Origin of the sequence: Metabacillus sp. Hm71, from assembly GCF_051842955.2 — a bacterium.
Taxonomy (GTDB): domain Bacteria; phylum Bacillota; class Bacilli; order Bacillales; family Bacillaceae; genus Metabacillus.
The window spans coordinates 2,060,498-2,083,354 of the sequence record NZ_CM200278.1 but is presented as its reverse complement, the minus strand read 5'-3'; the positions used below and the strand labels follow the sequence as shown (position 1 = coordinate 2,083,354).

The window sequence follows — 22,857 nt, the reverse complement described above, 5'->3', positions numbered from 1 at the left end:
ATCAGCCTAGGGCAAATGAGACCTCATGAATGAGTTCTTTGCCTTCAATTCATAAGTGGCTAAACTCTAGAAGGGCTAGAAGTTGGATGTCGCAGTGCTTATCCACAGTTCAATGAATTTTATAATTTCCTAAACGACAAGAAATAGTCCAATATGATCAAATATAAAATTAATAGTTGACTACTTTTTTCTTTATGATATAGTTAAAACTGATTTTAATAGTATTTCCATATTCTACTAGGGGAGTCCATTAGCCTGGACTGAGAGAGGAACGCGTTTGAAGTTCTTTGACCCTTCGAACCTGATCTGGATGATACCAGCGTAGGGAAGTAGTAACAGTTGCTAAGGAGTTCTTCTCATATAAACACCTTACAATTATTACCTTCATTAATCGGGTTCTGAAATTCAGAACCCGTTTTTTATTTACCTTCCGCTGTGATCTGAAAGAATTCTTGTTCATTTATTTTGAGGAGGAGAATTTATGAAGATTAACATCAAACAGCCATTCCCAGGAAGTAAAAAGGTTTATGTTCAAGGAAGCACCTCAGAAATTCAAGTACCAGTTAGAGAAATTTCTCAAGGAATCACAAAGAATTCATATGGCGAAGAAACAAACCCCCCAATCCAAGTGTATGATACTAGCGGTCCTTATACAGATGAAAATGCTCAAATCGATATCCGAAAAGGCTTGCCAAGAGTTAGAGAAAACTGGATTCTTGCTCGTAACGATGTTGAACGCTATGAAGGCCGTACCGTTAAGCCAGAGGATAACGGCTATAAGCTTGCAAGCAAACAATCCGATATCGAGATATTCCCTTCACAAGGTATTAATCCTTTAAGAGGGAAAGACGGGAAAAGAGTGACCCAGCTCCACTATGCACGCAATGGAATCATCACTCCAGAAATGGAGTTTATCGCAATTAGGGAGCAAATGGAAGCTGAATTTGTCCGCCAAGAGGTTGCTGCAGGACGAGCAATAATTCCTGCAAATATCAACCACCCAGAAAGCGAACCAATGATTATCGGGAAGAATTTCCACGTGAAAATTAATGCGAATATTGGAAATTCTGCTGTCTCCTCTTCCATTGAAGAAGAAGTAGAAAAAATGACATGGGCAACTCGCTGGGGAGCAGATACGATTATGGACTTATCAACCGGGAAGGACATTCACACAACAAGAGAATGGATCATTCGCAACTCTCCTGTACCTGTAGGGACTGTCCCTATTTACCAAGCTTTAGAAAAAGTAAATGGCATTGCCGAAGATTTAACATGGGAAGTTTATCGTGATACATTGATTGAACAAGCTGAACAAGGCGTTGATTATTTTACAATTCATGCTGGTGTTCTGTTAAGATATATCCCACTTACTGCCAAGCGTACAACAGGAATTGTTTCAAGAGGCGGTTCGATTTTGGCACAATGGTGTCTTGCCCACCACCAAGAAAATTTCTTATACACTCATTTTCATGAAATCTGCGAAATTCTAGCAAAATATGATATTTCGATTTCACTTGGGGACGGTTTACGACCTGGTTCCATTGCAGATGCTAATGATGAAGCACAATTCGGTGAGCTTGAAACGTTAGGTGAATTAACGGAAATTGCTTGGAAATATGATGTTCAAGTCATGATCGAAGGACCTGGCCATGTCCCGATGCATTTAATTAAAGAAAATGTAGAAAAACAACAAGAAATTTGTAAAGAGGCTCCTTTCTATACGCTGGGACCTTTAACAACAGATATTGCTCCAGGCTATGATCATATTACATCAGCGATCGGCGCAGCAATGATTGGCTGGTTTGGCACAGCGATGCTTTGCTATGTAACACCAAAGGAACATCTTGGTTTACCAAACAAAGAGGATGTACGAGAAGGAGTTATCGCCTATAAAATCGCAGCACATGCTGCTGACTTAGCAAAAGGACATCCAGGAGCTCAAACACGTGATGATGCTTTATCAAAAGCACGCTTTGAGTTTAGATGGCATGATCAATTCAATCTTTCACTAGACCCTGAAAGAGCAAGAGAATACCATGATGAAACCTTGCCTGCCGAGGGGGCAAAAACCGCTCACTTCTGCTCAATGTGCGGTCCAAAATTTTGCTCGATGAGAATCTCACAAGATATTAGACAAATGTCATTTGAAGAGAATCTCTCAGAAGAAGAGATTAATAAAGGTATGCAAGAAAAGGCACAGGAATTCGTCGAAGGCGGCTCTGTGATTTATCGATAATAAAGATAGATAAGCTTCTCTTTTTAAGCTGTTCTATTTTGTACTGAAACATTTTAATTAGTGAAAGAACCCACTAATTTGTTTATGAGATAAAATTCAATAAAAGCAGTGTGATTTTCTCATTTACATCCACTGCTTTTATTCATGATAGATTTACCGTTAATGAAAGGATCCTCCCCTACAATATCGGAGGTTTTCCCACTGAACCGATGATTGTGTTTCGGATAAAAGGCATCCATTTCTTCTTGCTCCCCTAAAATAATTTTTAGCGGTTCATCAAAGTTAACATACGTCTCCCCTGCAAACATATGATAATGGCTGCCATCAGGTAAAGGAATTGCTGGTCCTGTTTTTCCGTAAAAACGATGAAAATGCTTGTTATCATATGAAGTAACCCCTCGATACAGATGGAAATGCCGATCAAGACTATTACCATTTACAGGTCTTGTAAAACCAGTTATTGTGTGAAAATGTTTTTTACTAACAGTTGTTTTTGCGGTAAACAGATGGGCATGATGAGGTTTTACGGCACCTATAATAAAGTCCATTCAAATCCCTCCATTAAACAATCGTTCCAGTTAATTCTTTCTATGTTGGTAACAAGTTATTGGTAAGTTGTCTACTGAAGGTCTTTTTTCATGAAAAATCCCCCGAATAAAAAGGAAATATCCACAAATAATACCAACATAATCAATAACTTACAACTTGGAGGAAATTACATGAAAAGAGGTATCATTTTAAGCGTTATCTTATTTTTCGTTGTGAACCAATCTGCCTTTGCTGCACCGCCGCAAAATGAGATAGATCAAGTGCTTGCAGAACTTGGTTGGACAAGTGAGGACTTAACAAAATATCTTGACTATTATGAGCTCAAAATTGATGATTTTGAAACGATCGATGACCTTAAGAGCATGTTAGGTACACCTATTAACAACGAAAATTTAGCTGAACTGCTTGCACAATATGAAATTTCAAGAGCTGATCTTGATCAGGTATTAGCGGAGTTCGGCGAGACTCTTGAAGATTATTATTTTATTGAAGATCTTGACATTGCCCTAAGCTTTTATTTAGGTCATGATGAAGAAATGGCTGAACTTGAAGAGTTTATGGCCTTAATCGGTTTAACTGATGCTGAAATGGATACGCTATTTACTCATTTCATGGGTCTAGATGAACAACAACTTGAACAGGAAATGGAAACGATCATCACTCGATTGGATCCTTTTTTGATGATTGAAGATACAACAGAGCTAACAGAAGCACAGCAAAATGAGCTTATATCTGTTTTACAAGACATGATGAATATTTTGCAACTTAATCCACGCTTTTATTTAGTAGATAAAAATGGAGTCGAAACAGCTGTTACCTTTAAAGAACTAATTGGTATGGAAGATTTATACGGGAATGCTTTAATGGTCCAGCTTTATAATACAAATGGTGATTTGCTTTTAGATATGCAGCTTTCAGAAGAGATGCTAACCTCAGATTTCCTTGTGAATTCAGGAGTCGAATTTGCTGAAGTTGGAGATTTAGCAGGTGAACTTACAAGACTGATGCATAACCGTTTACCAGATACAGCATCCACTCTATGGACAAACATGCTTTATGGCCTATTAGCGATCGTATTAGGTTTTATCGGACTCCATTTTTCAAAAAAATATGTACAGGTTAAGTAAATGTTAAGACGCACTTTACTACACCTCTCCATTGTTGTACTTTTGCTCGGCTTGAGCATGTTTAGTTTCCATGCTTATTGGATATGGGTAGGGTTGAGCTCGACCAATGATGTTATATCCGAAAAAACCTATATGGTCTCACCAAATAATGGGGAACCCTTTCAACCTGTTGCTGCCCCAACACCAAAGGAAGGAGCAATGATCGGCACGCTTTCCATTCCAAAACTAGAGCAAACCGTTTCAATCTTTCATGGCTCAAATGAAACCATCTTAAGAAAAGGAATTGGACATGTTAAAGGCACAGCATTGCCAGGAGAAGCAAGCAATTCTGTTTTAGCGGGACATAGAGATACCTTTTTTCGCAAATTAGAACAATTAGAACAAGGTGATAAACTGATTGTCCATAGATCTGAAGCGAAGTATCTATACAAAATCAATAAAATTCGTATTGTTGATAAAGATGACAGAACCGTCATTGTACCCAAACCAAGAAGCATTTTAACATTAACAACCTGCTATCCTTTTACATTTATCGGTCCTGCCCCTCAACGCTACATTATTGAGGCTGAGCTTATCAAAAAGCCCCAAAAAGGCAACCATTCACATAAGAATTCTAAATTCGTTTCCGGTCCCAGGTCAAATTGAATGGGTCAGACCCCTCTACACTATATATTAGAATTAACATAGCGTTAAATCCAATATATGGGTGTTAGTTGGAGGAGGCTGACCCTTGTTGCTTTGCAGAGATTTTATTATTTCCCAAAAGAAGAAAGAAACTTCACTCGGTCTCCCATTGGCGGTATGTTTTGGTCGACTAACTCAACCTCTAAAACAGCTGGTCCACCATCTGCGCGAAGATATTCAATAAGAAACGGATTGATGTGATCTAATTGTTGGATTCGAGCGCTTCGAATACCAAATGCTTCTGCCATAGCAGAAATATTAACAGGCTCCTGTTCAAAACAAGAATGCGAACGCTGATATTGAAGGTTATGACCATGATAGACCATCCCTAAACGGGCATTGTTCATTACAACAAATATGATTGGAAGCTGATACTCCTTTGCAGTCAATATCTCCATTCCATGCATAAAAAAGCAACCATCGCCAGTTATACATACAACATCACGCTCCGGCTCAGCAAGCTTGCTTCCTATTGCAGAACCAATCCCCGTTCCCATGGCTCCAAAATGAACATTGATATCAAACGTATGTGGTGCTTTTACATTCATATAATGGATGACATAGGACATAAATTCACCAATGTCAACAGTGTATCTTGTTGTCTCAGGCAGCAGCTTTTGCAAAGCACTTAATACATTTTGTGTATTAAATTCCTTCTGATCCTCATCTTCATGAATGGTTTCTTCTTTTGGAAAATAAAAATGTTTATCTGTCACTCGTTTTTTTACTTTTTCAATAATCGCAGTTAGACTAAGATCTGCATCACCAACAATCGGGAGATCCACTTGATACTTTCTATTAAATACAGACTGGTCAATGTCCAACTGAATAAAATAACGATTTTTTGTCAGATTACCATTCCAATTATTTGTTGCGGTTTCACCAAGACTTGAACCAATGACAAACAGTGTTTCTCCATATCCCTCATTAATTAACCTTGATGCTTGCTCGTGACCCGCAAAACCAAATACTCCTTTAAATAACGGATGATCATCCCTGATTAGTCCTTTTGCTTGCGGAGTTGTGATAATAGGCATATTTACCAGCTCTGCTAATTCAAGCACTTCATCAACTGCATCCCTTGCACCTTGGCCGACAAACATGATCCCATCCTTTTGGTTAATAAGTTGATCAACTGCTTTATGTATTGCAGCAAGATCAGGCTTATGTTTCATTACGTTCGGAAATGCGGGAATTTCTGCCTCCTCAATCAAATCAAGCTGAACATTAATAGGAATGGCAACATGAACTGGTCCCGGTACCCCGGTTAAAGCAATTTCAACCGCCTTCACAATCGTTTCCAATAGCTCTGCAGAATTCTTTACTGTTGCACTATATTTCGTTACAGACTCATAAATTGGTTGTGCGTTAAGTTCCTGTGATGCATTAAGACCATTTGTTTGAACTGGGACTGCACCCGTTATAAATAAGATTGGTAAATGCTCACGCATGGCATTTGCAGCACCTGTAACTAAGTTCGTTCCGCCTGGACCGCTGCAGCCAATACAAACACTTAAAGATTTTGAGTACTTTGCATAAGAGGCCGCCATATAGGAAGCGGCACCCTCATGCTTTGTCACAATCGGCGTGATTTCCGGTATATCATAGAGCTCATCAAATAAGGCATTTACAGAACCAGCAGGAATCCCAAAGACATATTTTACTCCGCCATTTTTCAAATAATTAAGTACTGAACGTATTGCTTTCATTATTAACGCCTCCTGTTTAGATAGATTGAATTTCACATCTATATAAAACTATTAAAAATAGTTTGCTACTAAGTCATCAGGCCTAATTGGGCGTGAATAATAATACCCCTGTATACGATAGCAGTTATTTGAAGATAAGAATTCAATTTGCTCGATAGTCTCTACGCCTTCTGCGATGACATGGAGATTTAAATTATGGGCAAGCGTAATAATGGTATTAGTGATCGCTGCATTTTTAGGGTCATGACAAACTTCATTGATGAACGAACGATCAATCTTCAAGGTGTTTATCGGAAAATTTTTCAAATAACCTAAAGATGAATAGCCTGTGCCAAAATCATCAATTGATATTTTAATCCCTAATTCTTTTAATCTGGACATTTTATGAAGGGTCTCTTCCGTATTTTGGATAATTAAATTCTCGGTTAGCTCTAATTCTAAATAGTGAGGTGATAGCTCTATTTCTTCTATAATCTCTTTTACCATATTGACAAAATTAGGCTTGTTAAATTGTTGGGCTGACACATTTACTGATACCGTCATTTTAGGATATCCCTGCATTTGCCATTCTTTTATTTGCTTGCAAGCGTTTCTAAGCACCCACTCTCCAATTGGAACAATTAAACCAGTTTCCTCTGCTAGAGGGATAAATTCCCCTGGTGAAATCATCCCCTTTGTACGATGATCCCAGCGAAGCAGTGCTTCAACACCAAAAATCTGTTTATCTTTAATATCATATTGGGGCTGATAATAAATTTGCAGTTCATCTAAATCCAACGCTTTATATAAAGAATTTTCAAGTTTTACATGTTCAAGTGAGCGATAATCCATTGCAGTTGTGTAAAATTGATAGTCATTTCCAGCTAATTCCTTCGCTTTATACATAGCAGTATCAGCTTTTTTAATTAAATCCTCCGCATCCTCACCATCTTGGGGAAACATGCTAATCCCGATGCTGGTTTTCACAAAGACCTCATTCCCTTTTAAATCAAACGGGTCTTTAAAAGCAGCAATGACTTGTTCCGAAAACGTTCTTACTTCGTTCTCACATCGGACAATTGGCAGAATAATTGTAAACTCATCCCCTCCTTGACGAGAAACGGTACATCCTTTATAGGCACAAGCATTTAAACGCTCAGCTACCTTTTGAAGCAGAAGGTCACCATAACTGTGTCCTAACGTATCATTAATCGTTTTAAAACGGTCCAAATCAAGAAATAAAACCGCCAGCTGTTCATTATGCAACTGCGCATAGGCCAAGCCCTGATTTAAACGATCATGTAATAAAAGACGATTAGGCAAATTTGTTAAACTATCATAATAAGCATGGTAGTTTATTTTTTCTTCCAGCTGTTTTCGAACGGTGATATCTTTAAAAGTAACAACATAACCAATTACTTGATTTTTTTCCTTAATCGAGGTAATAGCATACTCAGCAGGGAATTCTGTTTTGTCCTTGCGAATAAAGGTTTCATCCGTATAAATGGTATCTTTTTCAGAGCTTTTTAGAAAGGAAGCCTGATTGAAATTTTCACTGGAATAAAAGGACCTATACGATTTTCCGATTAATTCTTCTGAACTATAGCCTAAAATCGTTTTGGCTGCAGGATTGCAAAACGTAATATACCCTTCTATATCCAGCCCCACAATCCCATCGCCAGCAGAATTTAAAATTAACTCTTTTTCGCGACTTAATCGTTGCAGTTCTCCTACTACATTCTCAAGCTCCTGATTTTTTTCAGTAAGCTCCATCGTCCGTTCCTTTATAATAAGCTCCTGTTTTTCCATATAAATGATATTTGATAACACTGCTGCAGTCGCTTCTACAATCGATTGTGCTAATTGGATATCAGCTTGTGGATAAACATGATTTTTTTCATCTAAATTTACGATAGCTAAAAGACCTAATATCTCTCCCATTGTAACGATTGGAAGCATAAGAACCCCTTTAATTCCAAACGTTCGACAAGCCTCATGATTTGGTCGAGGATCTGAACTGACATCTGGAACTAAAACAGCTTTTTTTGTTTTAATTACCTCTTGAAACAAACGATCTGTCGTTTGATCAATTCTAATGATTCTATGTGTCTTCTTCCATGCTTCTTCCGTCCAATCACTTTCCTTGCTCAAGCTTACCGGCTTCAATACTTTACCTGCAATCGGGTCCAATAAATGTGCCCCAATGTTTGTATTCTTTAATACCCTGCCAACATAATAGAAGCATTTATCAAGAACCTCATTCATGGTTGAACATAAGGAAAGCTCCCTTGTTACATCTAATAATAATTGTTTTTCTGAGATAAGGTTCTCTTTTCTCGTTAAATTTTTTGTGTTTTGTATGGCAACCGCAGCCATATTTACATACGCTTCTACTGATTGAATTTCAGCTTTTGTTAAATTCATATGAAAACCGTGATTAAATAAAAAAACGAGCCCGTACACCTCATCTTCATAATTAATCGGTAATACGAATAATGAATTGATTTTAAAAGTCTTTATTGGACCTGGGTCTGGCCTGGGATCTTTAAAGGTATCGGGAATATAAATGCTTTCTTTTGTTTCAAGAACCTCTTTCGCTAATAAGTCAGTTTCCGGATTTATGACCATCATGTTTAGAGTCTTGCCATTTATGACATCCGGTTTACCTACATAACCACGATATGTTCCATCTCCTTGAGGCAAATAAATCCCTACGGAATCACAGCGAAATATTTCATCAGAAATGGCAGTCACAACGTGTTCTAGCACTTCTCGCAACTCTAATTTTGTATTTATTAGCTTAGTAGTTTGAGCAAGACGTGAATATCTCGTGTGTTCTTCAATCATTCCTTCCCCTCCAACGGTATGTGAACTTTCTCCAAAAATAGTTTAATAGGCTTTTCATCCTTCTTTGTCCAAGCAACCGACAAAATCATACAATTTTCCTTAAATTAAGCATATTATATAAGAACCAACAAAAAAAAGGTCCTAAGGACCAAATTTTCATTTTGATATAGGTTAAAAGTCATGTATATAAAGGGATATTTTTCCTAATGATGGCAAAACAAGATTTTCTCGTTTGTTTTTCAAAGAACACATTGAAAAAATAGTACATATCCTGTATAATAATTGACTGTTTATTGCAAAATTTACCTTTTAAATAAGTAGTAAACAAATGATTTACCATTTTAATAGAGTAAAAAGTACAAAGAAAGGAGTTTATCATGTTTTATCCATTACTCGAAAAAGATTCACGCACCCCTGCGGAATTAAAGGAGGAGTTAGAAGAATTAGAAATTCAGGTGTTTCGCCTGCAAGATAATCTAAAAGAAATTGCCAAAAAGAGCAAGGTACTAGGTGTTGACCATGCAAAAGATGATAAACTCGTTATTGTTTATACACCTGAAGACAGCCAATCTTGTAAAATTATGCTAAGTGATTGTGAAAGCTCCTACAATGGCCAATGGGATTTTTCTATCCATGCAACCTATACTGAAGACAACAAGATTCACATAGGTGATATAAAAGGTCCAGCGAATAGAGGCTATGGTTCCATTTGCATGGATTATTTAAAAGAGCTTGCAGTCGAACAAAATATTCCTGAGATAACAGGTGACATCGCAGAAAGAGATTGGGATCATGTTGATCGTCTCGTCCATTTTTACGAGAAGCATAACTTTGAAGTAGATATCGATTACCAGGATAAATCCGGTGAAATAAAATGGGTATGTGACAGATAATAAATGGATCATTTTGAATTAGTTTCGTCTTCAACTTATTCAAAATGATCTATTTTTATAGACTCATAACCCCCCTGTTATCTCTCCAATCAAAATAGTGCTATAATCAACAATGAGTTTGATCATTATAAAAAAAGCAGATTTTTTGAAACCTTTATCTCTTCTTTTCGTATTACATAAAGATACAGTATATTTAGGAGGAAATTACACCATGTTCAAAAAACTATTTTCTGCAATGCTTGTACTTACTTTGCTTTTCACACCGGTTAGCGGCTTTTTAATTGGTGATCAGGTGACAACTGTAAGTGCGAAAGGCTATAAATCTGGTAAAAAATCTTTTAATTCAAATTCTACCAATAGTCCTTCCCTTTTTAAAAAGGAAGATTCCCAGCAAAAATCATCTACAGCTACTAAAAGCAGTACAACCTCTAAGCCAAAGGCTGGAGGCATTATGAAGGGTTTATTTTTAGGTGGACTAGCAGGTCTATTACTTGGGGGATTGCTTAGTAATTTAGGTATTTTAGGTTCAATCATCGGCTTATTTGTCAATATATTTGCTATTGTTGCAATTATTTTTATTGTTCGTAAGCTATTTACCTTTTTCAAAAACAAACGCAAGCATGAGGATAAAACAGTATGGGGAAAATAAAAATAACTGAGCAGGACATTGTAAACGCACTTTGTTTACACATTGCCCACAAAAGACAAATCACACCTCAGGAAGTAGAAATCGAATTAATGTATGATGATGATTACGGATTTTCTGCTGAAGCCTATGTGAATGACCGCAAGCAAATTCTCATAACGGCAAATATCATTGAAGCGATACGATTTTGGCTTGATACCGTAATGAAGGTAGACCCCTTTTCAGCGGCTCTTGATCTCGTGCTTGATGATGAAGAAGGCGTTATTGCTTATGTAAAATAATAAAAAAAGTGCAAGGTGCTAAGCATTCGGCGACAAGCATAAGGCGACAAGCATAAGGCGAATAGGAATTGAAGGTGTTCTTTATCTTCAATTCCTAATTGGCTAGTCCCTAGAGCAAACGGGATTTTCCTTCCTTTTTAACATGTCATTTCTGATTGCACATAATAATACAGCAGTCTGGCGGTATTTTCCAATGAAGAGGCGTGGGTACGCTCAAATGCATGTGAAGCATCTATTCCCGGTCCAATTAGTCCGTGAACTATATCATGTCCAGCTCGAATGGCTGCTGAAGCGTCTGATCCATAATATGGGTAGATATCTATTTTATAATCGATATTGTTTTCTTTTGCAATCTGTACTAATTTTTTACGCAACGCATAATGATATGGTCCGCTAGCATCCTTTGCACAAATGGATACTGTGTATTCATCAGTTGCTTGCCCATCACCAATGGCCCCCATATCTACCGCTACATATTCAACCGTTTCGGGAGGAATATTTGAATTTCCGCCATAACCAATTTCTTCATTATTTGAAATTAGGAAATGAGTCGTATAAGGCAGAGTTACTTTTTCAGTTGAAATACGTTTCATCAGCTGCAGTAATAGTGCAACACTTGCTTTATCATCTAGATGGCGAGACTTAATAAATCCATTTGGTGTAACCTCTACTCTTGGATAGAACGAAATAAAATCTCCGACATCGATTCCAAGTTGACGAACATCCTCAGCATTCTGTACTTTTTCATCAATTCTTACTTCCATATTCTTTTGATTGCGCTCAAGCTTACCTGCTTCTTTATAAACATGGACAGAAGTTTGATGCATAAGAATTGTACCAGTATAGATTTTGCCGCTTGCGGTTTCAATTTGACAATACTCACCTTCAATAGAATTAAAATTAAAGCCGCCTATTAAATCAATCATCAATCTGCCTGTGGATTTAATATCTTTTACGATGGCTCCTAATGTATCGACATGTGCTGTCAGCATTCGGTGCTGACTTTTATCATTACCAGGAATCGTAACGACTAAGCCGCCCTTTTTGTTTCGTTTCATCTCAAATTGAAAACGGCTTAAATAGTTTTCAACAAATGTGATCACCTGATTCGTATTCCCTGATGGACTCGGTATTTCGACAAGCTCTTTAATTAGCTGGATCGTTTCATTTGCGGTTGTCACGAAAAAACACCTTCCTTATTAAATAATCACTATATTAGTGTACCAAATTCTGAGCAAACCTTCGAAATGAATCTAAAAAAATGGATAAATTATGAAGGAGTGGGAAATTTAAAGAAGGATATTATTAAATGGAGGATGGCTAGCATGGAACTACACGACAATATGGAGTTTAAACTAAAAGGAAGCTTTATTCCAAATATCAGTAATTCAGATAAACTAAAGATTTTAGAAGTGACTGGTAGAAGTGTTGTGATCCAAATGAACAACTCGAAACGGAGAGGTGTCTTTCCTTTAGACAGTTTTCAATATTGGATTAAAAGAAACTCATTAATCCATATTGATGGGAGCGAGAAGAGAACTTCTTAAGCAACCTAAGGTGCTGTCTCAAAAGTTTGCGACAGCACCTTTTCCCTTGATTCTGATTCAGTACCGTTTCACTTAACCGGCTACCATACTCCCACTTAAAGCTTCAAGATTGACAAAAAATCCACTTGTTAACAGAAATTCCTTCTTTACTCCATGCTTCTGGCATTGGTACATCACTTAATATATAATCAATCTCGTTTATACCTGCAAGTCGATAACTCGCTTTTACGTTAAGCTTTGAATGATCAATCAATAAAAAGCTCTTCGTTGCGTTTTCCAAATAAATTTGCGAAAGCATCGTTTTTTCCATATTATAGCTCATGACGCCTTTATTTGGCAGGAGGCCATCAGCTGATAAAAATACTTTATCAGGAAAAAATTCCTTTGCCATTTTTTCCGATAACGAGCTTGAAGAACGGTAATGATCAAATTGGACCTTTCCTCCGATGAAAATGAGCTCACCATTAAACAATTGCCTGTTCGCATATGAAATTAATAAGGAAGAAACAGGGAATGAATTGGTAATCACGGTTACTCCATTTTTTCCACAAAGGCCATTCACCATTTGGTAAGTGGTTGTTCCTTCGTCAATAACAATAACATCACCATCTTCTATAAACTCTAATGCCTTACGTGCAATTTGCTTTTTTTCTTCAACTCTTAATATTTCTCGTTCATATAAGGTTGGTTCTTCATTTTCATTCTCTATTTTTACTGCTCCTCCATAAACCTTTTTTAGTTTTTTTTCGGATTCCAACTCTTCTAAGTAACGGCGGATGGTTTCGGTTGAAACATCAAATTGATACGCTAAATCGGCTACTTTTACCTGTCCGTTTTCTTCCAGCAATTCAAGAATGATTTTTTTTCTCTCTTCAGCTAATAAAGACATCTCTGTCCCCCTAATGACAAAAGTTAAACTCTAGCGGGTTCTTGTAAGATTTCGATTTTCTCATGTACAAGTATACCACGCTTTTCCAGTTCTTTAAAAAAGTCCTCAGGTACGATAAAGGCTTCCTCAGGAATAACAATACCTGTTTTCACTACTTTATTAGTTGCGATCATTTCTGTTGCAATGGCAAATGGAATCGCAACATTTCTAGTATATGCACGCAAGCCTTCCCATCCCTGTACAGAGCCATCCGATTTAGGATGTGTATGTGTAAGAACATGCTTCATTTTTTGACCATTTTTTTCACCAATTACTTCAATGTGAAGGGCATAGCCGTATAGCTCTGTTTCTGAACCTTCCTTTGATTGATATAAATACTGTGAAATACAATCCATGATTCCGATATCAGTTCCATTGATCTTAATTTTGTCATTGCGTAAAATTCCATATTCAAATAATGCTCGTACTAGCCTCATATTTTGTTCCGGCCATGTTCCGCGAACTTCAATTAATTGAACACCTTTATCCTTTAACGCTTTAGCCAAGGTTTTTGTCTCGGCATGTGGAATGATATATTGGATTCCTTTTCCGTAAGGCTCAGGGAGATCAATTTCTCTTGGTCGGGCAAAAGGAGGAACTTGAACAAACTCGCCATTTTCATAAACAACCCTTCCAGGCAATTCAGGATCATATTCATAAGTTGTTGTTTCCGTTATAGATTTAGAGAATGCGATCGGACGGTAAGAACCGTGGCTTACTCTTACACTCTCGACTGCATCAAGCTGATTTGCAGCGTGCATGGCCATAAGCTGTGTTAAACCAGGAGTCATTCCAAAGCCTGGTAAGCATGTTTTTCCGTTTTTTACAAATTCTTCGTGGTATGCATCCTCTTCACCAAATCCATTTAAATTGATGCCATGACAGCCTGCTTCAGCAATACAAGCGGTTGTTTTACCATTTAGGGTAATCGTTGTCCCATCCATGACAATGTTATAGCCTGTCATTTTTTCAACTGTATCTTGATGATCATGGACATTCACTTTAACAAAATCTACTCTTGGATCATTCAACCACTCTACAACCTTACGGCCTTCTTCTTCATTGTAGTCTGCAACCGTAATTTTTTCAAAGCTTGAAAACTTCACTAAATCCAATACCGCTTCCCTTGCAATTTTCCCTGCACCACCTAAACAAAATACCTTCATTTTTCTGTCTCTCCTTGTTTATCTTTTATTTTTTTAATAGATTGGATTAATCTCCTAATGTCATATTTATCTACTTCACCAATTGTTCCAATGCGGAATGTTAATACCTCCGACACCTTTCCAGGGTAAATAACAAATCCTTCCTCTTTAAGGTGCTGATAAAAAGCATTAAACTCAAAATCATCATTTGGATGTAAGAAGGATGTTATTATTGGTGATTGATATTCTTGTAGAACGAATGGCGTAAAGCCACACTCTCTCATTCCCTCAACTAAGATTGTCTGATTTTCACGGTACCGTTTATTCCTTGCTGTTACCCCACCTTCTTCTTCTAATTCGATAAGCGCTTGGTAAAAGGCTCTTACTACATGGGTAGGTGAGGTAAATCTCCACTTCCCATTTGAATCCTCCATTGTTTTCCACTGATCATACAAATCTAATGATAAAGAGTGGGAAATCCCTTCACATTTTTCAAGTTCTTCTGTTTTGGCAATGACAAATCCGAAACCAGGAACACCTTGAATACATTTATTAGCACTACTAATTAAAAAGTCAATTTTCCATTCATGTACATCCAATTCAATCCCGCCAAAACTGCTCATTGCATCAACAATTGTGTTTTTGTTATACGCTTTAGCTAATTTACACACATCTTCAACCGGGTTTAGAATACCTGTTGTTGTTTCACAATGAACAACAGCTACATGCGTGATGGCTGGGTCTGCTTGTAAGAACTTTTCGATTTCATAAAGATTTGTCGGTTCATTCTCCTTTGTCCGGCTTATCACAGTCTGAATTCCGAGAATTTCTGCCATTTGAATAATCCGGTTTCCGTATGCACCATTTGTAGCAATTAGCAGCTTTGAATATTCACGCGGAATAACCGATCCAATAACTGACTCAACTGTGAACGTTCCACTTCCTTGCATTAAAACGGAAGTATATTCGCTGCGTTGATGTGTCGCCAGGTTAACCAAGTGTTGCCGTATTTTTTGAACTAAAAGCAAGTATTCATGATCCCATGTACACCAATCTTTTCTCATTGCTTCCCTTACTGACTCAGATGTGCTTAATGGACCTGGTGTTAATAATAAATATGGATTTTTCATGACGGACCTCCGTATGGTTAAACTAGAACTTCTTGTTTGCTCTCTTCAATTTTTTCGATTAATACAGGCAGCTCAATGATAGAATCGATCACAAAGTGGGCTCCTGCCTCAAATAATTTTGTTCTTGCTGATTCCATTTTTTCCGATAAGAATTGAGGATCCATGGAATGAACCTCTTCTTCTGTTAGACCTAGTGTGCTGCTGCCTAACACAACTCCAACTGTCCACATCCCTGCATTTCGACCTTCTTGCATATCTGTCGTTGTATCTCCTACTTTTACGAGCCTATTCATTGGGAATATCCCTAATTCCATTGCACAGTAATAGCACATCCATGGATACGGTCTTCCCTCTTTAACAAGCTCTGAAGTGACAATTACATCAGGGGCATAGCCCTTTCCCTTTGCATTTTTCGCAACAATTTCGATCATTTCTTTTGTATAACCAGTTGTTGAACCAATTTTTAACCCTTTACTACGTAATTGATTAATTACTTGTAATACTCCTGGTATCGGTGTTGTAAATGTTGCTAAGCTTTCAAAAAGCTTTTCCTCGAACTTTGGGTACATGTCAAGAACATCATCTTCTGATGGCGCTGCTCCATGTATGTTCTCCCATTCTTGTCTAACCCGAGGCATGCTCATAATTGCCCGAATATGTTCAATCTTTAATAATCCCATCGGTTTTCTTGCTTCATCTAATGTTATCTTGACTCCTTTGTCTTCAAATACTTTGAGAAAAACATGCAATGGTGCAAAACATCCATAATCAACTGTAGTACCTGCCCAATCAAAAATAATTCCTTCAATTTTATTCATCATCATCATCCTTTCAGTTTTTTAAGCGGCTTCCTGAGACTTCCATTTATCAGTTTTTGATTTAAATCTTTTTACAGCTATTTCATACAGTACTCTCACGAAAATATTTGTTAGCACAATTAAGACACTCATTGCAGCAGCAGATGCTAAATTTCCTGCATCATCCATGTTTACAATAGATATCGCCGCAAGCTTAAAGTCTGCCGAGTATAAAAATACAACAGCTGAAATTGTCACCATTGAATTAACAAAGAAATACATCGCCATTTCCAAGATGGCAGGAAGGCAAATAGGAACGGTTACTCTAAAAAATGTTTTATAAAATGGTACACCCATTGATTCTGATACTAGCTCGAACTCTTTATCTAACTTATTCAAGGCTGTTGTTGCTGTCACAAAGGCAACTGAGTAAAAATGCAAAATATTAGCTATGACAATAATAGCGATCGAGCCATAGAGGAAGTGCAATGGGTTCGCAATGGTCATGCCAAAAAATGAAACTTCAGGTTTGCTAAAGAAAAAGATATAGCTAATCCCAATAACTAGTCCTGGAAGTGCTAATGGTATAATAGAAAACAGATTTCCGACTTTCCTTAACCCAAGATGTTTTCTTGATTTTTCGATTATATAAGCAAAAATAAAGGTAATAATTGTTCCAAAAACAGATGTCAATGCTGCCGCAATGAAACTATTCTTGTATGCTATTAATCCATCTCCTGACAGACTAGTAAATGTAAAATGATCCAAAGTAAAGCTTAAGTTATATGGCCACATTTTCGCACAGGCGGCGATGACAACAGCCAGAAAAATCAACAGGAAAAATCCTGAAATACCTAAGCAATAAAGCAAGGCAATTCGATCTCTTAATTTGTTTTTCACCACTTTAAATGGAATTGATTTTGCTGATACATAAGAAGACTGCTTTTGCTGTGTCAGTTGATCAACCAGAAAGGCAAATAGCGCTGGAAGCATTAAAATGACACCAACAGTCGCACCCATTGGCAGGTTTTGCTGACCTACCACTTGCTTATAAATATCTGTTGCAAGTACATTGTACTGTCCACCTACTACTTTAGGCGCTCCATAATCCGTAAAACTTAAAGTAAAAACAATAAACAACGAGCTAATCAATCCATATTTTGCACTAGGTAAGGTGATGGTTAGAAATTGCTTCCCTTTTTTCGTACCTAAAGTATTAGCCGCTTCATATAAACGATAATCCGTTTGCTGCAATGTGATATACAAAATAAGAAAGGCTTGCGGAAAGGTATAAATCACTTCCGCGATAATAATTCCAGTCGCACCATATAATTCAATATTCACGCCAGGTAAGTAGCCAAAAAATCCATTTGTGATGATTCCTTGATTGCCAAACAAGTACATCAAACCAATTCCATGCATCATAGTCGGTGCAAACAATGGTAATAGCGCCAAATATCTGAAAAATGTTTTCCCAGCTATTTGTGTTCTGGTTAGCGAGTAAGCATAGAAAAAGGCTAAGCTAACTGAAATAACCATTGTCATCGTTGAAATGAATAGGGTGTGTTGCAACGATGTAACAAGTGACGCCGTTCGAAAATAGTCAATAAAATTTTGCAGCCCGACAAACTTTCCCTGATTATCAAAGACTGTCTGTGAAAACAACGCAACTAAAGGTAAAACTAATGATGCAAAAAAGGTTAACAAAACAAAGACAATCAATAATGTTTGCAGCCTCTCATTTGAACCATTCTTTTGCTTTACCTTCCTTTCTCTTATCACTGTTGCTGAGGTGAATTCCATATTTAAATAACCACCTGTTCTTCATAGGTTAATAAATAAGGCTCAGGGAATTGTATAAATACAGTTGCATCTTTCTTTAGTCTGTATTCACGAATCATTGACGCTGAAACATCTGCTTTAATAATTTGTTTATTCAAAGAAGATGAACAGTCTTCCACGCTCAACTGAAGGCGATAACTTGACCCTCTAAATTCGAGATTTTCGATACGTGCATTTACTCCTTCAGTATGGGAAAGCTGAATATGTTCTGGGCGAATGCCAATGACTTTGTTTATTCCAGGACCTTGTTTTTCAAGCTTAAACATATTGATGGATCCGATAAAATCCGCTACAAATGGATGTCGCGGTTGATTATAAATTTCCTGTGGACTGCCAACTTGCATAATCTTTGCATTGTTCATAACAACGACTTTATCTGCCATCGTTAATGCTTCTTCTTGATCATGAGTAACCATTATCGTGGTAATGCCAATTTTTTCTTGTATTGAACGAATTTCATAACGGAGTTTGTCCCTTACTTTTGCATCCAGCGCAGACAATGGTTCATCTAATAATAAAAACTTTGGTGAAAGAGCAATTGCCCGCGCTAAAGCAACTCGCTGTTGTTGGCCACCTGATAATTGTGCTGGATACTTATTCTGAATAGGCAGTAAATCAACCATCTCAAGAGCTTCTTTCACTCTCTCTTGTCTTTCTTTTTTCTTTATTTTTCGATTTTTCAAGCCATACTCAACATTCTGGTAGGCCGTTAAATTTGGAAATAGTGCATAAGATTGAAAGACAATCCCAAAGTCTCGTTTTGCTGGTGGCAAACTGGTTAAATCCTTACCTTCTAATTGGATACCCCCATTACTCGGTGTTTCTAATCCAGCAATAATTCGTAACAAGGTCGTTTTTCCACAGCCGCTCGGACCTAATAGGCAAACAAATTCATTTTTTTTGACCGTAAAATTTATATCATCAAGTGCTTTAAATGAGCCGAATTCTTTTGAAATGTGGCTTATTTCCAAAAATGGTTGGTGTTTCATGAGGACGATCCTCCTTAATGTCTTTTCAAAGTAAATCTATTTAAGCGTCAATGCAAGAACAGGGGGCTGTCCTTACATTGACAGTAGGACTCACTATTCTTCTTTGGGCTCAGCTTTTGAATTAAACTTAGCATCCCAGTCTTTTAAAATGACATCACGATTTTGAGCTGCCCAATTTAGATCATTATCAGGATACATTTTATCTTCAGCTCCTATTGGGAACCCTTCAGGTTTTGCAAAATCATTTTTCATCGTAGAAAATCCATTTGCTTCATAATACTTCTTCATTACTTCATCTGAAATTGCCCAATCCAGAAACGCTTTTGCCAATTTTTCATTTTTCTTATCTTCTTTATTGATTAAGGCATTGGCTTCAACTTCCCAGCCAAGTCCTTCAGAAGGTAATATAACCTCTACCGGTGCTCCCTCTTGTTTTTGTTGAACACCGCTATAAACTAATGAAATGCCGATTGCATATTCACCTGTAGCTGCTAATTTAGCAGGTTTTGAACCTGAATGTGTGTAGGCAGCAATGTTTTGATGTAAATCGTTCATAAATTGCCAAGCACCATCTTCACCCATCATTTGCAGCCAAGCTGATACAGTTAGAAAGCCTGTCCCAGATGAAGCAGGATGCGGCATGACAATCAAATCCTTGTATTCGGGTTTTATTAGATCTTCATAAGATTGCGGGATTGGTAGATTTTTTTTCTCCAGTTCCGCTGTATTTACGACAACTCCAGTCATAAATGCAGTGTTTCCAACCCATTTATGAGGTTTATTTGAATCCTTGAAAGCTTGGAGAATTTTGTCACTTTCTTTAGGTGTATAGCCTGCCAGCATGGCCTTTTGATCAAGCGCAAGAAGACTTGATGCTGCCAGTCCCCATACAACATCAGCTTGTGTATTTTTCCCTTCAGATAGAAGCTTTGCTGTAATGATACCAGTTGAATCTCTTACAATATTTAGTTTAATATCAGGATATTTTTCTTCAAATGATTGTAAGTATTGAGGAATCAACTCTTCCTCTATTGCTGTGTAAACTGTCAGTTCTCCAGATAATCCATTGCTTTGGTTGGTAGTTGAAGCCTGATTAGAATTTGCTTGTCCACATGCAACTAGTAAATGAAGTGTCACTAAGAGAATAACAATTTTCAAAATGTGGTTTTTCATTGTTTTTATCCCTCATTCGTATTTTTATTTTATAAATACAATATAAATCCACAATGTAAATCTAGTGTGAAGTCTATGTAAAGATTTTGTATTATGTTGTTTTATAGATAAATATAATTGTTTTCTTGTGGCACTTTACAACCACAATAAAAAAATGTGTAAAAAAAGAAGACTGAGAGACAGCCTCCTTTTTATTACCATCTATTAAAACCAAGCTGCACCAACAATAATTAAAAGAATGAACAATACAACAATTAGCGCAAAGCCTTTTCCATATCCATAACCGCCATATCCATAACCGCCGCAGCCGTAGCCCCAGCCACCATAACCGTAACCCATTGTAATTCCTCCTTTTAATGATATTCACTAAAAATATCTGTATTTTTAATAACAAACGAAAGCTGCTCCTACTATAATTAGCAGGATAAATAATACAACGATTAAAGCAAATCCACCACCGTAAGTTGATCCACTCATTTAACAACACCTCTCTTTCGTTGTAATACTACAATATGTATATAGGTACTTGTCCGTAAGGGCGTTTGCACAGTTCCTGGGAATTTTTCTTTTTTTCAAAAATTTTTCAAACACTTTTTTGTTTGCTAAATTGTAAGAAAGCCTTATAAAAGCAGAAAGTATTTCATGATAAAATGAGAAGGAAAAAGAATTTTTTACTAAAACAGTTAGGGTGAGAATATTGAAGAAAGTTTTATTTATATTAGGGATTATTTTGACTATGCCAATTATTGCATCCGCTCATACAACATTAACCTCTTCATCACCTAGTGAAGGAGAAACAATTAAAGAGGAATTAAAGGAACTTAAAGTTGAGTTTGCTGGAGAAATTGAAAATCAAAGCACACTAACATTGGTGAAAGATCAACAGGATATAAATTTCGATTCGATCACAGTTGGAGATAAACAGGTTGTAGGAACTTTATCAGAACCATTAGGAGATGGGAACTACACGTTAACATGGAAAATTGCCTCAACGGATGGTCATGTTATATCAGGTGATATTTCATTTAAAGTAGACCTTCCGGCAGAAGAAACCGAAGCAATCACTCCGAAGGAAAGCGGACAAGCATCTGATACCCAAGAGAATAATACCTCTACAGCTGAGGAAAATACGAATGTGGATACTGAAACAGAAGAAGTTAATGATAACAGTTCAATGATTTCAACAATATCAATCATCGTATTAGTAATCCTACTTGTCGTTGGCGTTTGGATTCTTTTACGTAAAAAGAGGTAAGGCATGACCCCATTAATACCAATTACCGAATATATTACGTACATGCTTTTTTCCTATTTAACAGGCCATGTGATATTACAATTTATACCTGTTGATAAAAAGCCAGCCAGCCAGGTTTCAAAAAGCAGTTTATTATTATCCGTATTAGGAATCATCATTTTCACTTTTTTTCCAGTCCTTCAAGTGATTTCATACTTTTCGACAGAAGGTTTTTTAAGCTTAAGAGCATATGCCATACTTACTGAATTTCAAGTAGGCATCTCTTGGCTTTATGGAAGTTTTTTTGCTGTTTTTTTATGGATGGTTATGTATGTAGAAGGTTCAAAATATTTGCAGGCTTTTTTTCTTTTCTTGATGATGATCTCGCTTGGTTATGCAAGCCACTCAGCATCTCTTGATTTAGTGCCAGGGCTTTTTTCCCATTCTATTCATTTCTTAACAATCACAATTTGGGTTGGCGTTTTGATTCACATTGGCTGGCTTGCAAAAAGCATTGAAGACTGGCACGGTTTTTTACGATGGTTCACCCCGCTCTCTATCGTTTTATTTTTGATAACAACAGTGACAGGGATCTTATTGATGTTTTTTGTCGTTCAGCCAAGAGACTATGCTAATGCATGGGTTTTACCATACGGTCAGATGCTCTTATTAAAGCATCTTAGTATTATCCCTGTATTAATGTTTGCACTTGTAAATGGAATTTTATCAAGAAAAGCTAAAGTGGATTCAACATTTGATGCAAAAAAATGGATACAGGCAGAGACTGTTATTCTTATGATTATCTTTTTTATAACAGGTGTCCTAGGGACCTTAACTCCGCCGCATCAAGTAAATGCCACTGTCATTCAAGAAGGAGCTGCCTTTTGGGTAGAATACTTCATCGGCCATAAAATCGCAGCCCCTTTTATCGTACAGCTTAACACTGGGTTTGAAGGAATTGTTTTACTTTGTATTGCGATATTATTTTTGGCTTTAATTGTAATAAGCTTTTATAAAAAGGTATCCCCCTGGATCCCTTTAAGCTTTGGTATCCTCTTTATTATTTCAGCATACCTAGGCCTGATGATGTCGGTTAGCATTGGATAGGGTTCACTACATGA

At 37.0% G+C, this 22,857-nt stretch carries 21 protein-coding genes, 1 pseudogene and 1 riboswitch; of the genes and pseudogenes, 9 read left to right on the top strand and 13 right to left on the bottom strand.

Annotated features, from left to right (window positions below):
• Positions 1-229: 229 nt before the first annotated feature.
• A riboswitch (TPP riboswitch) is annotated at positions 230-345 on the top strand.
• Positions 346-481: 136 nt separating this feature from the next.
• Positions 482-2,236, top strand: a complete 1,755-nt coding sequence (gene thiC, locus ACSVDH_RS09775) for a phosphomethylpyrimidine synthase ThiC (protein WP_439249286.1) — start codon at positions 482-484, stop codon at positions 2,234-2,236.
• 119 nt (positions 2,237-2,355) lie between these two features.
• Here the strand turns inward: thiC and ACSVDH_RS09770 are convergent, their stop codons facing one another.
• Positions 2,356-2,784 (bottom strand): YmaF family protein, encoded by a 429-nt coding sequence (locus ACSVDH_RS09770; RefSeq protein WP_439249285.1) that lies wholly within the window; start codon positions 2,782-2,784, stop codon positions 2,356-2,358.
• Positions 2,785-2,955: 171 nt separating this feature from the next.
• On the opposite strand from ACSVDH_RS09770, the gene ACSVDH_RS09765 reads away from it, so the two are divergent.
• Positions 2,956-3,912, top strand: a complete 957-nt coding sequence (locus ACSVDH_RS09765) for a processed acidic surface protein (RefSeq protein WP_439249284.1) — start codon at positions 2,956-2,958, stop codon at positions 3,910-3,912.
• Positions 3,913-4,557 (top strand): class D sortase, LPxTATN-specific, encoded by a 645-nt coding sequence (gene srtD, locus ACSVDH_RS09760; protein ID WP_439249283.1) that lies wholly within the window; start codon positions 3,913-3,915, stop codon positions 4,555-4,557.
• A gap of 107 nt (positions 4,558-4,664) precedes the next feature.
• Here srtD and ACSVDH_RS09755 read toward each other — a convergent pair whose 3' ends face one another.
• Positions 4,665-6,305, bottom strand: coding sequence for a thiamine pyrophosphate-binding protein (locus ACSVDH_RS09755; RefSeq protein ID WP_439249282.1), 1,641 nt, complete (start codon positions 6,303-6,305; stop codon positions 4,665-4,667).
• 51 nt (positions 6,306-6,356) lie between these two features.
• A complete protein-coding gene (locus ACSVDH_RS09750; protein WP_439249281.1) occupies positions 6,357-9,131 on the bottom strand; it encodes a sensor domain-containing phosphodiesterase in 2,775 nt (924 codons plus the stop codon).
• A gap of 377 nt (positions 9,132-9,508) precedes the next feature.
• Here ACSVDH_RS09750 and ACSVDH_RS09745 point away from each other — a divergent pair, with 377 nt between their 5' ends.
• The 3 genes from ACSVDH_RS09745 (at position 9,509) to ACSVDH_RS09735 (ending at position 10,951) form a co-directional block, all read left to right on the top strand.
• Positions 9,509-10,024 carry a GNAT family protein gene (locus tag ACSVDH_RS09745; RefSeq protein WP_299089349.1) on the top strand — a complete coding sequence of 172 codons (516 nt, stop codon included), beginning with the start codon at positions 9,509-9,511 and terminating at the stop codon, positions 10,022-10,024.
• A gap of 211 nt (positions 10,025-10,235) precedes the next feature.
• Entirely contained in the window at positions 10,236-10,673 is a 438-nt protein-coding gene (locus ACSVDH_RS09740) for a hypothetical protein (RefSeq protein WP_299089350.1), read from the top strand.
• Entirely contained in the window at positions 10,661-10,951 is a 291-nt protein-coding gene (locus ACSVDH_RS09735; protein ID WP_439249280.1) for a YxcD family protein, read from the top strand. Before ACSVDH_RS09740 ends, ACSVDH_RS09735 begins: the two co-directional genes overlap by 13 nt.
• Positions 10,952-11,088: 137 nt before the next feature.
• On the opposite strand, the gene ACSVDH_RS09730 is transcribed toward ACSVDH_RS09735, so the two are convergent.
• Entirely contained in the window at positions 11,089-12,132 is a 1,044-nt protein-coding gene (locus ACSVDH_RS09730) for a M42 family metallopeptidase (RefSeq protein ID WP_299089354.1), read from the bottom strand.
• Between the two features lie 144 nt (positions 12,133-12,276).
• Here ACSVDH_RS09730 and ACSVDH_RS09725 point away from each other — a divergent pair, with 144 nt between their 5' ends.
• Entirely contained in the window at positions 12,277-12,498 is a 222-nt protein-coding gene (locus ACSVDH_RS09725) for a hypothetical protein (protein WP_299089355.1), read from the top strand.
• A 103-nt stretch (positions 12,499-12,601) separates the two neighbouring features.
• Here the strand turns inward: ACSVDH_RS09725 and ACSVDH_RS09720 are convergent, their stop codons facing one another.
• The 9 genes and pseudogenes from ACSVDH_RS09720 to ACSVDH_RS09680 form a co-directional block, all read right to left on the bottom strand.
• Positions 12,602-13,387, bottom strand: coding sequence for a DeoR/GlpR family DNA-binding transcription regulator (locus ACSVDH_RS09720; RefSeq protein ID WP_439249279.1), 786 nt, complete (start codon positions 13,385-13,387; stop codon positions 12,602-12,604).
• Positions 13,388-13,410: 23 nt separating this feature from the next.
• On the bottom strand, positions 13,411-14,592 hold the full coding sequence (locus tag ACSVDH_RS09715) for a saccharopine dehydrogenase family protein (RefSeq protein ID WP_439249278.1): 1,182 nt from the start codon (positions 14,590-14,592) through the stop codon (positions 13,411-13,413).
• Positions 14,589-15,701: a 2-aminoethylphosphonate--pyruvate transaminase gene (phnW, locus tag ACSVDH_RS09710; protein ID WP_439249277.1), complete on the bottom strand. Its 1,113-nt coding sequence runs from the start codon at positions 15,699-15,701 to the stop codon at positions 14,589-14,591. The genes ACSVDH_RS09715 and phnW overlap by 4 nt, the downstream gene beginning before the upstream one ends.
• Before the next feature lie 17 nt (positions 15,702-15,718).
• Positions 15,719-16,528 (bottom strand): phosphonoacetaldehyde hydrolase, encoded by an 810-nt coding sequence (gene phnX / locus ACSVDH_RS09705; protein ID WP_439249276.1) that lies wholly within the window; start codon positions 16,526-16,528, stop codon positions 15,719-15,721.
• A gap of 12 nt (positions 16,529-16,540) precedes the next feature.
• The gene (locus tag ACSVDH_RS09700; protein ID WP_439249275.1) at positions 16,541-18,301 is read right to left on the bottom strand and encodes a putative 2-aminoethylphosphonate ABC transporter permease subunit; all 1,761 of its coding nucleotides are present in this window, start codon (positions 18,299-18,301) and stop codon (positions 16,541-16,543) included.
• Between the two features lie 2 nt (positions 18,302-18,303).
• Positions 18,304-19,329, bottom strand: coding sequence for a putative 2-aminoethylphosphonate ABC transporter ATP-binding protein (locus ACSVDH_RS09695; protein WP_439249274.1), 1,026 nt, complete (start codon positions 19,327-19,329; stop codon positions 18,304-18,306).
• A 93-nt stretch (positions 19,330-19,422) separates the two neighbouring features.
• The gene (locus ACSVDH_RS09690) at positions 19,423-20,502 is read right to left on the bottom strand and encodes a putative 2-aminoethylphosphonate ABC transporter substrate-binding protein (RefSeq protein ID WP_439249273.1); all 1,080 of its coding nucleotides are present in this window, start codon (positions 20,500-20,502) and stop codon (positions 19,423-19,425) included.
• A gap of 204 nt (positions 20,503-20,706) precedes the next feature.
• Positions 20,707-20,781 (bottom strand): annotated as a pseudogene (locus ACSVDH_RS09685) (YjcZ family sporulation protein); the annotation flags it as partial.
• Positions 20,782-20,886: 105 nt separating this feature from the next.
• The gene (locus ACSVDH_RS09680; RefSeq protein WP_299089364.1) at positions 20,887-20,979 is read right to left on the bottom strand and encodes a YjcZ family sporulation protein; all 93 of its coding nucleotides are present in this window, start codon (positions 20,977-20,979) and stop codon (positions 20,887-20,889) included.
• A 220-nt stretch (positions 20,980-21,199) separates the two neighbouring features.
• Here ACSVDH_RS09680 and ACSVDH_RS09675 point away from each other — a divergent pair, with 220 nt between their 5' ends.
• Positions 21,200-21,757 carry a copper resistance CopC family protein gene (locus tag ACSVDH_RS09675; RefSeq protein ID WP_439249272.1) on the top strand — a complete coding sequence of 186 codons (558 nt, stop codon included), beginning with the start codon at positions 21,200-21,202 and terminating at the stop codon, positions 21,755-21,757.
• Positions 21,758-21,760: 3 nt separating this feature from the next.
• Entirely contained in the window at positions 21,761-22,843 is a 1,083-nt protein-coding gene (locus ACSVDH_RS09670; protein ID WP_439249271.1) for a CopD family protein, read from the top strand.
• The last annotated feature ends 14 nt before the right edge of the window (positions 22,844-22,857 follow it).